Origin of the sequence: Sorangium sp. So ce448 (genome assembly GCF_051520915.1) — a bacterium.
In the GTDB taxonomy this organism is placed as follows: domain Bacteria; phylum Myxococcota_A; class Polyangia; order Polyangiales; family Polyangiaceae; genus Sorangium; species Sorangium cellulosum_B.
The window spans coordinates 9,480,433-9,494,034 of sequence record NZ_CP150343.1 but is presented as its reverse complement, the minus strand read 5'-3'; the positions used below and the strand labels follow the sequence as shown (position 1 = coordinate 9,494,034).

The window sequence follows — 13,602 nt, the reverse complement described above, 5'->3', positions numbered from 1 at the left end:
ATGACGTCTGATCCCGTTCAGGACAATTTCGAGGTTATTCCAACTCGTGGCCTCGAACAAGTGGCTGTTGACCCTGACACGTTTCATTGCGGCGCGGGAGAGCGCCACGGCATCTTCGCGGTTGCGCTGCTACTGGAGCGACGGCTCGTCACACCTGGAAAGCCCCAACTGGCATGGGCGCGAGTCGCGACGAGATGTTCTCGAAACATGCCGAGTGCTTATCCCACGTTGACTGTACGGTTGGAGCTCGGGATGTGAAGATTGTTTAGGAAGTACCTGAGTCGGTGATCAGGAAACTCCTGGCCTGTTTTCCACAGGTGGCCTGCGAAATCTTGTAGTTTTGGTGAAAAATTGTACGAAAACGGGGGATGACGGCGGTCTCCTGCCACGCCTGCCGCGGCCGTCGGGATCGTGCTGGCGCACCCGTGGCACCAGGGCTCGCCTGTCATGCCGCGGCGCCCTGCTCGGGTAAGCCTCGCGCCGAGGCGCTGCAGCCTGGGCCTGCAGGCACCGGGGGCTGGCCGTACGGGCGGTGATGGGCCGAAGGGCCGGCCCGATCCCGCGGGCCACGGGCGCACCCTTGGCGCGGCGCGTCGGGCGACGAGCCGGTGGTCAATCCGGGGCGCGCCCGCCTTGGCGGCGGGGTGACGGCGACGGAGCGCCGCCGTTCATGACGTGCGGGAGGAGGGCGTTCGCTGTCGAGGAGAGGGGAGGGAGGGGAGGCGCCACCGGCCTCGGGCGAGGCCGGTGGTGCGGCGCCTCAGCCGGTGCCGCCCTTGGCCTGCACGTCGCGGTGGACGAGCGTCGCGCGCAGGTAGTCGCGGTTCATCTTCGCGATCATGTCGAGGGGGATCTCCTTCGGGCAGACCGCCTCGCACTCGCCGACGTTCGTGCAGTGGCCGAAGCCCTCGACGCGCATCTGGGCGACCATGTTGAGGCTCCGCTGATCGCGCTCCGGCTGGCCCTGCGGCAGGAGGTTCAGGTGCGTGAGCTTCGCCGCGGTGAAGAGAGAGGCGGACGCGTTCGGACAAGATGCGACACAGGCGCCGCAGCCGATGCACGCCGCCGCGTCCATGGCGCGCTCGGCGACCACCTTCGGCACCGGGATCGCGTTCGCGTCCGGCGCGCTGCCCGTCGACACCGAGACGAAGCCGCCCGACGCGATGATCCGGTCGAACGCGCTGCGGTCCACGGCGAGGTCGCTTACCACCGGGAACGCCTGGGCTCGCCAAGGCTCGAGCCACAGCACGTCGCCGTCCTTGTAGTGACGCATGTGCAGCTGACACACGGTCGTCCCACGGAGGGGGCCGTGCGCCTGGCCGTTGATCATGAAGCCGCACATGCCGCAGATGCCCTCGCGACAGTCGTGATCGAACGCGATTGGCTCCTCACCCTTGAGGATGAGCCGCTGATTGAGCACGTCGAGCATCTCGAGGAAGGACATGTGCTCGCTGACGTCGGGCACCTCGTACGTGACGAACCGGCCCGCTTCGTACTTGCCCTTCTGCCGCCAGACATGGAGGGTGAGGCGCATTATTTGTAACTCCGCTGCGTGGGGTGAACCTCGTTGAACTGGAGCGGCTCCTTGTGGAGCTCCTGGGCCTGACCTTCGCCTCTCCATGCCCAGGCGGCGACATAGGAGAAGCGCTCGTCGTCGCGCTTCGCCTCGCCCTCGGGCGTCTGGTGCTCCTCGCGGAAGTGCCCGCCGCACGACTCCTCCCTGTCGAGCGCGTCACGACACATGAGCTCCGCCAGCTCGAAGAAGTCGGCGACGCGCGCCGCCTTCTCGAGCTCCTGGTTCAGGCCGGTGCCCGTCCCCGAGACGCGGACGTCGCGGTGGAACTGCTCGCGGAGCTCCGGGATGCGCGTGAGCGCGCCCTTGAGCCCGGCCGCGTTGCGCGCCATCCCGCACGCCTCCCACATGATCTTGCCGACCTCGCGGTGGAACGAGTCGGCCGTGCGCGAGCCGTTCGCGCCGAGCAGCTTGTTCAGCCGCGCGCTCGCGTCGCGCTCGGCGTCCCTCACGGCGGGGTGGAGGTCGTCGATCCGCTCGAGCTTCGTCGACGCGAGGTAATCGCCGATGGTGTAGGGGATGATGAAGTACCCATCCGCCAGGCCTTGCATCAGCGCGCTCGCCCCGAGGCGGTTCGCGCCGTGGTCGGAGAAGTTCGCCTCGCCGAGCACGTACAGGCCGGGGATCGTGCTCATCAGGTTGTAGTCCACCCAGAGCCCGCCCATCGTGTAGTGGATGGCCGGATAGATGCGCATCGGGACGCTGTACGGGTCGTCGCCGGTGATGCGCTCGTACATGTCGAAGAGGTTGCCATAACGCTCGGCGATGGCCGGCTTGCCGAGGCGCCGGATGGCGTCCGAGAAGTCGAGGTACACGCCGAGACGCGTCGGCCCCACGCCGCGGCCCTCGTCGCATACCGCCTTCGCCGCGCGCGACGCGACGTCGCGCGGCACGAGGTTGCCGAAGCTCGGATAGCGGCGCTCGAGGTAATAGTCACGCTCGCCATCGGGGATGAGCTCCGGCGGGCGCGTGTCGCCCAGGTTCGTGGGCACCCAGATGCGGCCGTCGTTGCGGAGCGACTCGCTCATGAGCGTCAGCTTCGACTGGTAGTCGCCCGAGACCGGGATGCACGTCGGGTGGATCTGCGTGAAGCAGGGGTTGCCGAAGAGCGCGCCGCGCTTGTGGGCCCGCCAGATGGCCGTTGTGTTCGACCCCTTCGCGTTCGTCGAGAGGAAGAAGACGTTGCCGTAGCCGCCCGACGCGAGGACGACCGCGTCGCCGAGGTGCGTCTCGAGCGCGCCGGTGATCAGGTTGCGGGTGATGAGGCCGCGCGCCTTGCCGTCGATGACGATGAGGTCGAGCATCTCGGTGCGCGGGTACATCTTCACCTTGCCGAGGCCGATCTGCCGCTCGAGGGCCTGGTAGGCGCCGAGGAGGAGCTGCTGCCCCGTCTGGCCTCGCGCGTAGAACGTGCGCGACACCTGCGCCCCGCCGAAGGAGCGGTTCGCGAGCACGCCGCCGTACTCGCGCGCGAACGGCACGCCCTGCGCGGCGCACTGGTCGATGATGTTCACGCTGATCTGCGCGAGCCGGTACACGTTGGCCTCGCGCGCGCGGTAATCGCCGCCCTTCACGGTGTCGTAGAAGAGGCGGTAGATGCTGTCGCCGTCGTTCTGGTAGTTCTTCGCGGCGTTGATGCCGCCCTGCGCGGCGATGCTGTGGGCGCGGCGCGGAGAGTCCTGGAAACAGAAGCTCTTCACGTTGTAGCCGAGCTCGGCCAGCGTCGCGCTCGCCGCGCCCCCGGCGAGGCCGGTGCCGACGACGAGGACCGTGTACTTCCGCTTGTTCGCCGGGTTGACGAGCTTCAGGTTGAAGCGGTGCTGGTCCCACTTCTTCTCGATGGGACCTTCAGGGATCTTCGCATTCAGCTGCATGATGACGGACGCTCCGGGCTCAGCGGACGATGCCGAACAGGACGGCCAGCGGGATGGACGAGAAGCCGGCGAAGAGCAGGATCGACGACGCGGCGGCGAACTTCTTGAGCGCCGGCGAGTAGCGCGGGTGGTTGAAGCCCACCGACTGGAACATGCTCCACGCGCCGTGGTAGAGGTGCAGCGCGAGCAGGCCCATCGCCACGACGTAGGCAATCGCCGCGGGGCCCGGGCTGAAGCCCTTCACGACGTTGTCGTAGGCGTCCAGCGGCACGAAGTCGGGGTGCACGGTGCCCGTCGTCAGGTGGAGCAGGTGATAGACGATGAAGGCGCCGAGGACGCCGCCGCTCAGCAGCATCGTCCGCGCGGCGACGTTCGGGCGCCGCTGCCCCTTCACCTGGTAGGGGACCGGCCGGGCAGCGCGGCTGTGCTGCGCGAGCGTCACGCCCGTGTAGACGTGGACGATGAGGGAGGCGAGGAGGACGATCCGCGTCCCCCAGAGCAGGGAGGGCGTCCCGTGGAGGAAGGCGGCATAGTCGTTGAACTTCTGCCGGCCGAGGAAGACCTGGAGGTTGCCGGCCATGTGGCCGATCACGAAGCCGAAGAAGATGACGCCGCTCAGCGCCATCGCGATCTTCTTGCCGACGAGGTCCCGGTAGAAGGTCGCGGCGCGCTGGGCCCTGGCGGGGAGAGTCGATGGTGCAGCGGTGGGGCTCATCGCTCCCCTCCTTTAGTGGGGTGCGAACGCGTTAGCCAGAGGGAATCTTGGGCTCGATCGCCGAAGAATTTGCGGGCGCTCGCCGCAGATCTCGACGCGGACGAGCGCGCCGCGCGCGGAAGCGCGCCTCATCCATCCCCGCGCGCGTCAGGCGGCGCAGGGGCCGAGCGAGCGCCGTACCTTGTGGCCGTAAAAGGCGAGCGCGAGCTCAATCGCGAAGATGCCGATGGCCTGCTCCTCCTGGCTGGTGAACGCCGGCAGGCGCTCGTCGCGGAGCACCACGAGGCCGCCAAACGAGCTCTCGCCCAGGCGGAGCGGCGCGACGATGGCGGCGCCGAAGCGATCGCCCTCTGCGGTACAGAGGAGATCGGGCGCGTCGTCCGCGGACAGGCGAACAGGCGCGAGCGCGCCCTCGATGCGCCCGGCGAGCCGCGCGATGAACGCCGCGGGCACCTCGGCGCCGGAGGCCGCCTGGTACAGGGCGGCCCCTTGATCGAGCGCCAGCGAGAGCGCCGCGCCGGTCGTATAGACGACCTTCGCCGCGAGATCCACGGCGCGCTCGGGGAAGTCGTCCCGCGAGAGGGACGCGACGAGGGCGGCGCTCGCCTGGTGGACGGCCGCCACGGCGTCGAGGTGGGTGCGCAGCATCGCCGCCTCGAGCATCCGCTTCAGGTCATCGATGTCGTAGGGCTTCTCCAGCATGTCGTAGGCGCCGAGCTCGATGCACTCCACGGCGGCCTGCGCGCTCGAGCACGGGGCGCCGACGATGATCTCGAGGTCCGGGCCGAGCGCCTTGAGCGCGGCGATGGTCCCGGCGCCCTCCATGCCGAGCGCCCCCACATCGGCGACGACGAGGTCGAAGCGGCGCGCCTTGACGAGCTCGATCGCCGCGAGCCCGCTCTCGGCGCAGGTGACGTCGAAGCCGCCCTGGTTCAGCTCGAGCGCGAGCCTGTCGAGGACCCTCTTCTCGGCGTCCACCACCAGCACATGGGGTCGGGCCTGGCTCACTGATGCCTCCTCCTCTGGTCTACGACGGGTGCGCCGCGCGCCTCGCCATCCGGCGCTGCCGTGATCGCGTGGCGACCGCGGCGGTCGTGGTGGAAGCCGCTCCGCCCGGCGGAGCCCTCTCCGCCCTCTACCACCCGTCCGAAGTCCGCCTACGGTCCAATAGAACCGGTATTCCAGCGAAACGGAAGTCGAAGCGGCGTTGCCGCTGTCCTCCTTTAACAGGGGGCGGCGCCGCGCGCCCGGCGCAGATGTGCTCCGGTATGCCGACTCCTGTGGAGCGTGAGCGCTTCTCGCAGCGGGAGGCGCGCGATAGAGGCCTATTTCGCGGGAGGCGCCGTGGTGGTCGCGCGGCGCATGGCGGAGAGGATGTGGTCAATGATCTCGGGGACTCCCTGGCTCCGGTTGCACTGCGCGAACAGGAAGGGCCCGTCGCCCCGCATCCTCCGGGCGTCCCGCTCCATGACGCCGAGGTCGGCGCCGACGTGCGGAGCGAGATCGGTCTTGTTGATGACGAGCAGATCCGACTGCGTGATGCCCGGTCCGCCCTTGCGCGGCACCTTGTCGCCGCCGGCGACGTCGATCACGTAGATCGTGTAGTCGACGAGCTCCCGGCTGTACTGGGCGGCGAGGTTGTCGCCGCCGCTCTCGACGATGAGGAGCGCGGGCGCGACGTGATCCATGAGGTCGTCGAGCGCGACGAGGTTGTGGCTGATGTCCTCGCGGATCGCCGCGTGCGGGCAGCCGCCGGTCTCCACCGCGCGGATGCGCTCCGGCGGCAGCGCCTTGTTGCGGTGCAGGAACTCGGCGTCCTCCTGGGTGAAGATGTCGTTCGTGACGACGCCGAGGGGCATCCTGTCGCGCAGCGCGCGGCAGAGCGCGAGCACGAGCGCCGTCTTGCCGCTGCCTACGGGCCCCCCGATCCCCACCGTGAACGCGCGCGCGGAGAAATCGCGGTCCTTCGGCGCATCCCGCTCGCTGAAGAGCCCCGGATGCGCCCAGTGCTCGTGCGTGTGCTCGTCTCCGTGCGCATGCGCGTGCCTGTGGCCACCCCCGCGAACGTGGTCGTGGCCGTGGTCGTGGTCGTGGCCGTGGTCGTGAACGTGGTCGTGGTCGTGGTCGTGAACGTGGTCGTGGCCGTTGTGCCCGTGCCCGTGCTCGCCGGGGTCGTGCATGCTGTCACCTCACGATTGAAAGAGACGCGAGTAGAGCCGATCCTGCGTGGCCCCGAAGAGATCGAGGAGCGGCGCCGGCTGCGCGAGCTCATCGACGCCGTGATCTTCACACTCATGGAGCACCGCGTCGAGGAGCGGCGCGCTCTCGAGTTGCAGTCGCTGTGCCTCCAGCGGCCCGATGAGCCCGAGGCGCACCGCCGCCGAGACGACGCCGCGGAGCGAGGCGTGCAGGTAGACGGCGTGCGCGTCCTCGCGCGGGACGCCGAGCGCCGCGAGGGTCGCGCCGAACGCCGGCGCGTGGTGGCCGAGCGCCTCCCGCGCCCGCACGGCGGCGTCGAGGCGGCGGATCTCGGCGGAGGGGAAGACGCGCGCGCTCGTCGCGAGGAACGCGCGGCCCTGCGTCCGGCTCGCCCGGTTCGCGACGTGGTTCACGAGGAAGGCGTCGCAGGCGTCGTCGACGGCCGCGATGTCGAGCGGGCGCTCATGCGCGGCCCGCACGAGCGGCAGGGCGCCGAGGCCCACCTGCCAGAGCGCGCTCGCGACGAACGACGAGAGCGCTCGCCCCCCGGGCCCGACCTCGCCGAGCTGCACCGCCGCCTCCAGGCCCGCGGAGTGCGCGAACCCTCCGACCGGGAACGCGGAGTCGGAGAGCTGGAGGAGGAGCCACCTGTTCATGCGCGCGGATGGAAGCGGACAGAATCAGACAGGATCAGAGGGAGCGGACGGAAGCAGACGGAAGCAGACGGAGAGAAAGTGAACCCGCGGGCGCCGGGCCGCCGAGGCCGAGCTCCCCGCCTCAGAAGAGGCTGTACCTCTGCGCGAGGGGCAGGATCTTCGCGGGGTCGCAGCGGAGGAGCTCGCCGCCGGCCCGCACCTCGTACGTCTCGGGATCGACCGTGATCGGCAGGAGCGTGCTGTTGAGGCGCATGTCGGCCTTGCCGATCTTGCGGCACCGGCGGACCGCCGAGAGGCGCTTCTTCAGGTCGAGCCGGCGGATGCTCCCCTCGTCCATGGCGCGGCTCGACACGAACGCGATGCTCGTCTCGCCGACGGCCGCGCCGAGCGAGCCGAACATCGGGCGCATGTAGTACGGCTGAGGCGTCGGGATCGACGCGTTCGGATCGCCCATCTGCGCCCAGGCGATGAGGCCGCCCTTGATCACGAGCTCCGGGCGCACGCCGAACATCTGGGGCCGCCACAGCACGAGGTCCGCGAGCTTGCCCGGCTCGACCGACCCGATCTCGTGGGACATGCCGTGCGCGATGGCCGGGTTGATCGTGTACTTGGCCACGTAGCGGCGGATCCGGAAGTTGTCGTTGTCGCCCTGCTCCTCGGGCAGCCGGCCGCGCTGGTCCCGCATCTTGTGCGCGGTCTGCCAGGTCCTCGTGATCACCTCGCCGACGCGGCCCATCGCCTGGCTGTCGCTCGAGATGATGCTGATCGCGCCGAGGTCGTGCAGGATGTCCTCGGCCGCGATGGTCTCGCCGCGGATGCGGCTCTCGGCGAACGCCACGTCCTCCGGGATGTTCCGGTCGAGGTGGTGGCAGACCATGAGCATGTCGAGGTGCTCGTCGAGCGTGTTGACCGTGTACGGGCGCGTCGGGTTCGTCGAGCTCGGGATGACGTTCGGCTCGCCGCAGATGCGCAGGATGTCGGGCGCGTGCCCGCCGCCCGCGCCCTCGGAGTGGTAGGAGTGGATCGTCCTGCCCTTGAACGCCGCGATGGAGTCGTCGACGTAGCCCGACTCGTTCAGCGTGTCGGTGTGGAGCGTGACCTGGATGTCCTCGTGCTCGGCGAAGCTGAGGCAGCAGTCGATGGCGGGCGGGGTCGTCCCCCAGTCCTCGTGGAGCTTCAGCCCGACGGCGCCGGCGCGCACCTGCTCGAGCAGCCCCTCGGGCGACGAGGTGTTGCCCTTGCCCGTGAGGCCGATGTTGAGCGGCAGGACGTCCGTCGCCTGCAGCATCAGCGAGATGTGGCGGGCGCCCGGGGTGCACGTCGTCGCGTTCGTGCCCGTCGCCGGGCCCGTGCCGCCGCCGACGAACGTGGTGACGCCCGCTGCGAGCGCCTCGTACCCCTGCTGCGGGCAGATGAAATGGATGTGCGCGTCGACGCCCCCGGCCGTGACGATGTGGCCCTCGCCGGCGATGACCTCCGTCGTCACGCCGACGATCATTCCCGGCGTGACGCCGGCCATCACCTTCGGGTTGCCGGCCTTGCCGATCGCCGCGATGCGGCCGCGCTTGATGCCGATGTCGGCCTTGTAGACGCCGGTCCAGTCGACGATGAGCGCGTTCGTGATGACGCAGTCGAGCGCCTCGTCGTTCGAGGCGCCGGGCATCTGCCCCATGCGATCGCGCAGCACCTTGCCGCCGCCGAACTTGCACTCGTCGCCGTAGGACGTGTGATCCCGCTCGACCTCGGCGATGAGGCCGGTGTCGCCGAGCCGCACCCGGTCGCCGACCGTCGGCCCGTAGATATCGACATAGTGCCGCCGCTGAATCCTGTGGCTCATGCCTGCTGCTCCTCCCGCGCGGCGTGCGCCGCCCCGTGCGGGCCGACCTGCACCAGCGTGATCGTCTTCTCGTCGCCCGGCTCGAAGCGGACCGCGGTGCCCGCGGGGATGTCGAGCCGCATCCCCGCCGCCGCCGCCCGGTCGAACTCGAGCGCGCGGTTCGTCTCCGAGAACGGGTAGTGGCTGCCCACCTGGATCGGCCGGTCGCCCAGGTTCTTCACGGGGAGGGAGAGCCGCCGCCGGCCGGGGGAGAGCTCGATCTCGCCGGGCTTCACGAGCACCTCGCCGGGCGTCGGCTCGGCCGCCGCCTCGCCCTGGCCTGCGGGCTGGAAGAGCGACACGTCGGGCACGGGGAGGAAGCTGCCGTAGAGCGCGAGCGCGAGATCGCCGTGCTCGAGCGCGATCGGGTGGTGGACGGTGACGAGCTTCGTCCCGTCGGGGAAGGTCCCTTCCACCTGGACCTCGGCGACCATCTCGGGGACGCCGGCCATCACCTGCGCGCGCCCGAGCAGGCGGCGGCCCACGTCCATGAGCTCGGCGACGCTGCGGCCGTCGCGGATCAGCTCGAGGATCTGCGTCGCGATGAGCGCGACGGCCTCCGGGTAGTTGAGCCTGACCCCGCGCGCGAGGCGCTTCTGGGCGAGGAAGCCCGCGCCGTGCAGCACGAGCTTGTCGAGATCACGAGGCGCAAGGTGCATGTTCGCCCTCTCTCCGGCGCGGCGACGCCGCGGCTTTGCCGGCGCGGCGCGACGCTACCACTTTCGTGCGAACGGATCATCACCGAGCTCACCCGCGAGGAAGCCGAGCGCGCCGCGGAGGAAGCCGGCCACGCGCTCGACGCTCGTGCCCGCGACGCGCACGACGGCGCCGCCGCCCCGGAGCGGGCTGGCCGACGCGACGAGCTCGGCGCGCCGCTCGGGCGGCGGCCGCGGCGCGAGCAGCGCCTCCGCCGCGCCCGCGACGCGCGGGCCGAGCGCGACGAACGTCGCGAGCGCGTCGAAGCGCCCCATGCGCTCGAGCAGCGCGCCGTGCGCGGGATCGAGCCGCGTCGCTTCGAGCAGCACGGCCCGCCCGCCGCGGCTCACCCGGATGCGCGACGCGTACCGGTCGAACGCCCAGCGCTCGCCCCGCGCGCTCCGGCCCGAGGACAGCGCGTCGACGAGCACGAGCGACGCGTCGTCGGCGAGCGCGACGTCGATGTCCTGCTCGTACCGCGAGCCCGCGAAGCAGACGACCGGATCGGGGATCGCGACGAGGAGCCCGCCTGCTTGAACCTCGGCCGCGAGGCGCTGGCGGCTGCCGAGAGGCGAACGGTAGACCTTGGTCGAGGCCTGGGTGCTGAGCAGCGCGGCGGCCCCGCGACCGACGCGCGCGTGGAGGTGGAGCTCGTCGCCGCCGACGAGGCCGCCGCCGAAGCTCGCGACGAACACCCACGCTGCCTGCCCGTGGTTCCTCGGAGCGAGCAGCTTGAGCGGGCTCCTGGCGAGCGCCTTCTCGAGCACGGTGCGCCCCGCGACGCTCGTGAACACGAGCTCACCGCTGCCGGCCTTCCCTGCGCGCCGCGCGGGCGGCGGCAGGTCTCGCAGGGCGGCGGGAGGATCGCTGGGCGTGGTCACGGGCCGGCGTGCGTACCACGGACCGCGCCCCGGCCGCGAGGGAGCTCAGGCGCCTACCGGGCGCGAGGGGGCAGCGCACACAGGGCATGGGTACGCCACGCGACCAGGAACACGACCAGGAAGGTAGGGAGAAATTCGAGTCATCTTCCCGATTTCCCTCCTTCGCCTGGAACATGAAACATCCCGGACATGTGAGCATGCTGTCAGGACTCTCCCGAACACCACTCCGGTGTTATGAGCGAGCCAGCCACTGCGTTCCTCCTCTCCCTGACGACAGCGCGTGTCCGGGGTGTCCTCCGACCGCTCTGGGCGTTACGTGACTCGCTGTGATGTCGTTTGCATGGATGACATGTTGCTTGACGGGAAAGCCCAGCTCGGGTCAGCTCGTCGGGCGGCCGGGGGGCCGCGGAGGGGGTCCGATGTTCATCGTCAGGAAGGGCGAAATGCCGCCGTGGTCTCGTCGATTCAAGGAAGCGGCGTCGCGCCTGCTGGAGCGCCACGGCGGGACCCCGTTCGAGCTGCGCTTCTGGGGCGGCGAGCGGCTGCGCTTCGGCGCGGGCGCTCCCGAGTTCGCCGTGACGTTCAGGACGCGTCGGTCGCTCTGCGAGACGGCGCTCCGGGGCACGCTCGGCCTCGGTGAGGCGTATGTCCGGCGCGAGGTCACGTTCGAGGGAGATCTCGAGGACTCGCTCGCGGGCCTCTTCCAGCTCGCTCGGTCCGTGGAGGCGCGCCTGCCGCGCCTCGTGCCCGCGTCGTCGTCGTTCGACCGCGGCCTGTCGGGCGTGCTCGACGCGCTCCGGCTCGGGCTGCTCTCCGGGGCGGCGAAGCGCGAGAGGCTCGCCGTCGAGCGTCACTATGGGCTGGGCAACGACTTTTACCCTCTTTACCTGGACAGGCGCCTCCAGACGTCGTGTGGTTACTTCAGCTCTCCGGGCGAGACGCTCGACGACGCGCAGGCGCACAAGATCTCCCTCGTCGCGCGGAAGCTCGCGCTCCGGCGCGGGCAACGGCTCGTGGATCTCGGCTGCGGATGGGGGCACCTCATGTTCCACGCCGCGGAGGCGTACGGGGTGCAGTGCCTCGGTATCACCCTCTGCGAGAACCAGGCGAGGTACATCCGCGAGCAGGCGGCCGCGCGGCGGCTCCCGGTCGAGGTCCGCGTGATGAGCTGCGACGAGCTCGAGGACGAGCCGCGGTGGGATCGGCTCGTCTCCCTCGGCTCGATGTGCCATGCCGGCGAGCGTCGTATCGAGGTGTTCTATGACAGGGTGAAGGCGCTGCTCGCCCCGGGCGGCGTGTGCCTGCTCGAGAGCGTCACGAGAGAGCAGGAGTCGTCGCGGACTGACCCCTTCCTGCAAAAGCACATCTTCCCGGGGTACTGGCCTCCTTCGCTCCAGGGGATGGCGACGCGCGCCTCGGCGCGCGGCCTCGACGTGCTCGACGCGGAGAACCTGCGGCGCCACTCCGCGCTCACGGCGCGCTGCTGGCGCCGTAATTTCCTGGAGAACAGGGAGAAGATCGAGCGGGTCACCGGCTTCGACAACGCCTTCATGAGGACGTGGGAGTTCTATCTCGCGTGCGCGGCCGCCGCGTTCCGCAGCGGGCACCTCGGCGCCATCCAGATGGTGCTGGCGAACGGGGCTCCACGCGACTACCCCCTCGCACGCGAGCCCCTCTATGCCACGGAGGAGCCCTCGTTGCGCGAACGCGCGCCGATCGTCCCGGCCGTGCAGAACAGTTCGTGGGGGGCGGCGCTGCCGTCCTGATCTGTCGGGCGCGCCCCGCGCGTGCGCGTGGGGCGCGCGGCGCGCGCGTCGATTGCGCGGAAGAGCTTGTTTAGCCCGCGCGGCCAGCTATCAGCTAAGGATGAGCGAAAGGCTTGCGGCCAGCGCCCGTCGCGGCGCCGCGCCCTCGTGGTCCGTGTCGCGCCCTCGCTCCGCGGCGCGCCTGGTCTGCGCCGCCGCGGGGCTCGTCGCGCTCTGTCTCCTGCTCGCATCGTGTACCCAGGTCCGCTACATCGCGCAGGCGGGCGCCGGCCAGCTCTCGATGGCCTGGCGCGCCGAGTCGCTCGAGGACGCCGCCTTCGACGCCCGCAAGCCGTGGCGGACGCGCGCGCTGCTGCGCGAGGTCCCGCACATCAAGCGCTTCGGGGAGCGCCACGGGCTGACCCCGACCGGCAATTACAGGACGTATGTCGAGCTCGATCGCCCAGCCGCGGTCTGGGTGGTGAGCGCGTGTGAGCCGCTGCGGTTCCGCTCGAAGACATGGAGTTTTCCTATCGTGGGTACGGTCCCCTACATGGGGTGGTTCGATCTCAAGGATGCCAAGGCGTTCGCGGCGCCGCTCAAGGCGGCCGGCTGGGACGTCGACGTGCGCGCGGCGGGCGCCTACTCGACGCTCGGCTGGCTCGAGGATCCGGTCCTGTCCACGATGATCTCGGACGGGGACGAGGCGCTCGGCGACCTCGCCAACGTGGTGCTCCACGAGTCGCTGCACGCGACGCTGTACGTGAAGGGGCAGACGAGGTTGAACGAGAGCCTCGCGAGCTTCGTCGGGGACGAGCTCACCAAGCATTACCTGGACGAGCGGGTGGGCCCCTTCTCCGCGGAGAAGACGGCCTACATGAGGGAGATGGAGAGGAGCGAGGTGCGGACGCGCGCGCTGCACGCGGCCTACGTCCACCTCAATCGGCTGTATGCGTCCCCTGCGCCCGACGCCGAGAAGCGGGCGGAGAAGGACGCGGTGCTCGCCCGGCTCAAGGCCGACATCGGGGCGCGGCGTCCGATCAACAACGCGTCGCTCGTGCAGTTCCGTGTCTACAACTCGGGGACTCCTGAGCTCCGGGCGCTGCTCGCGACCTGCGGCGGCAGCTGGCCGAGGTTCCTGGGCGCGTTGCGGAGGCTCGAGCGCCACAGGTTCTCCGAGCCCCAGGAGAACATCGCCCGGGTGGTCGAGCCGCTGATCGAGGCCGGCTGCAGGTAGTCCAGCGAGCTGCGCTGTGCGCCGCGAGCTGCGCCCTTGTGCGCCGCGAGCTCTGCCATGTGCCGTGCGCTGCGCCGATGTGCGGTGAGCTGCGCGCCGCGCTGCGTATTGCGGGCTGCGCCGCGTAGCGCGCTGCGCCTTTGGCGGGGA

11 protein-coding genes are annotated in these 13,602 nt (G+C 70.3%); 2 read left to right on the top strand and 9 right to left on the bottom strand.

Annotated features, from left to right (window positions below):
* Positions 1-760: 760 nt before the first annotated feature.
* The 9 genes from WMF45_RS35955 to WMF45_RS35915 all read right to left on the bottom strand — a co-directional run bounded on the left by WMF45_RS35955 (position 761) and on the right by WMF45_RS35915 (position 10,470).
* Positions 761-1,534: a succinate dehydrogenase/fumarate reductase iron-sulfur subunit gene (locus tag WMF45_RS35955; RefSeq protein ID WP_437710064.1), complete on the bottom strand. Its 774-nt coding sequence runs from the start codon at positions 1,532-1,534 to the stop codon at positions 761-763.
* On the bottom strand, positions 1,534-3,447 hold the full coding sequence (locus WMF45_RS35950; protein ID WP_437710062.1) for a fumarate reductase/succinate dehydrogenase flavoprotein subunit: 1,914 nt from the start codon (positions 3,445-3,447) through the stop codon (positions 1,534-1,536). The genes WMF45_RS35955 and WMF45_RS35950 overlap by 1 nt, the downstream gene beginning before the upstream one ends.
* Before the next feature lie 19 nt (positions 3,448-3,466).
* Positions 3,467-4,162: a succinate dehydrogenase cytochrome b subunit gene (locus tag WMF45_RS35945; protein ID WP_437710060.1), complete on the bottom strand. Its 696-nt coding sequence runs from the start codon at positions 4,160-4,162 to the stop codon at positions 3,467-3,469.
* A gap of 147 nt (positions 4,163-4,309) precedes the next feature.
* On the bottom strand, positions 4,310-5,170 hold the full coding sequence (locus WMF45_RS35940) for a response regulator (protein WP_437710058.1): 861 nt from the start codon (positions 5,168-5,170) through the stop codon (positions 4,310-4,312).
* A gap of 317 nt (positions 5,171-5,487) precedes the next feature.
* The gene (ureG, locus tag WMF45_RS35935) at positions 5,488-6,342 is read right to left on the bottom strand and encodes an urease accessory protein UreG (RefSeq protein WP_437710056.1); all 855 of its coding nucleotides are present in this window, start codon (positions 6,340-6,342) and stop codon (positions 5,488-5,490) included.
* Between the two features lie 9 nt (positions 6,343-6,351).
* A complete protein-coding gene (locus WMF45_RS35930; protein ID WP_437710054.1) occupies positions 6,352-7,017 on the bottom strand; it encodes an urease accessory protein UreF in 666 nt (221 codons plus the stop codon).
* Between the two features lie 121 nt (positions 7,018-7,138).
* Complete coding sequence (gene ureC, locus WMF45_RS35925; protein ID WP_437710052.1) at positions 7,139-8,854, bottom strand: urease subunit alpha; 1,716 nt, start codon at positions 8,852-8,854, stop codon at positions 7,139-7,141.
* Positions 8,851-9,552, bottom strand: a complete 702-nt coding sequence (ureA, locus tag WMF45_RS35920) for an urease subunit gamma (protein WP_437710050.1) — start codon at positions 9,550-9,552, stop codon at positions 8,851-8,853. The genes ureC and ureA overlap by 4 nt, the downstream gene beginning before the upstream one ends.
* 54 nt (positions 9,553-9,606) lie before the next feature.
* Complete coding sequence (locus WMF45_RS35915) at positions 9,607-10,470, bottom strand: urease accessory protein UreD (protein ID WP_437710048.1); 864 nt, start codon at positions 10,468-10,470, stop codon at positions 9,607-9,609.
* Between the two features lie 419 nt (positions 10,471-10,889).
* On the opposite strand from WMF45_RS35915, the gene WMF45_RS35910 reads away from it, so the two are divergent.
* Positions 10,890-12,236, top strand: coding sequence for a class I SAM-dependent methyltransferase (locus tag WMF45_RS35910; RefSeq protein ID WP_437710046.1), 1,347 nt, complete (start codon positions 10,890-10,892; stop codon positions 12,234-12,236).
* Positions 12,237-12,336: 100 nt separating this feature from the next.
* Positions 12,337-13,452, top strand: a complete 1,116-nt coding sequence (locus WMF45_RS35905; protein WP_437710044.1) for an aminopeptidase — start codon at positions 12,337-12,339, stop codon at positions 13,450-13,452.
* Positions 13,453-13,602 lie beyond the last annotated feature (150 nt).

Excerpts from the sequence above, each read along its gene's own strand:
- ureG (WP_437710056.1), bottom strand. The coding sequence starts at position 6,342 with ATGCACGACCCCGGCGAGCACGGGCACGGGCACAACGGCCACGACCAC.
- WMF45_RS35905 (WP_437710044.1), top strand. The coding sequence starts at position 12,337 with ATGAGCGAAAGGCTTGCGGCCAGCGCCCGTCGCGGCGCCGCGCCCTCG.
- WMF45_RS35955 (WP_437710064.1), bottom strand. The coding sequence starts at position 1,534 with ATGCGCCTCACCCTCCATGTCTGGCGGCAGAAGGGCAAGTACGAAGCG.
- WMF45_RS35910 (WP_437710046.1), top strand. The coding sequence starts at position 10,890 with ATGTTCATCGTCAGGAAGGGCGAAATGCCGCCGTGGTCTCGTCGATTC.
- ureA (WP_437710050.1), bottom strand. The coding sequence starts at position 9,552 with ATGCACCTTGCGCCTCGTGATCTCGACAAGCTCGTGCTGCACGGCGCG.
- WMF45_RS35930 (WP_437710054.1), bottom strand. The coding sequence starts at position 7,017 with ATGAACAGGTGGCTCCTCCTCCAGCTCTCCGACTCCGCGTTCCCGGTC.
- WMF45_RS35945 (WP_437710060.1), bottom strand. The coding sequence starts at position 4,162 with ATGAGCCCCACCGCTGCACCATCGACTCTCCCCGCCAGGGCCCAGCGC.
- WMF45_RS35950 (WP_437710062.1), bottom strand. The coding sequence starts at position 3,447 with ATGCAGCTGAATGCGAAGATCCCTGAAGGTCCCATCGAGAAGAAGTGG.
- ureC (WP_437710052.1), bottom strand. The coding sequence starts at position 8,854 with ATGAGCCACAGGATTCAGCGGCGGCACTATGTCGATATCTACGGGCCG.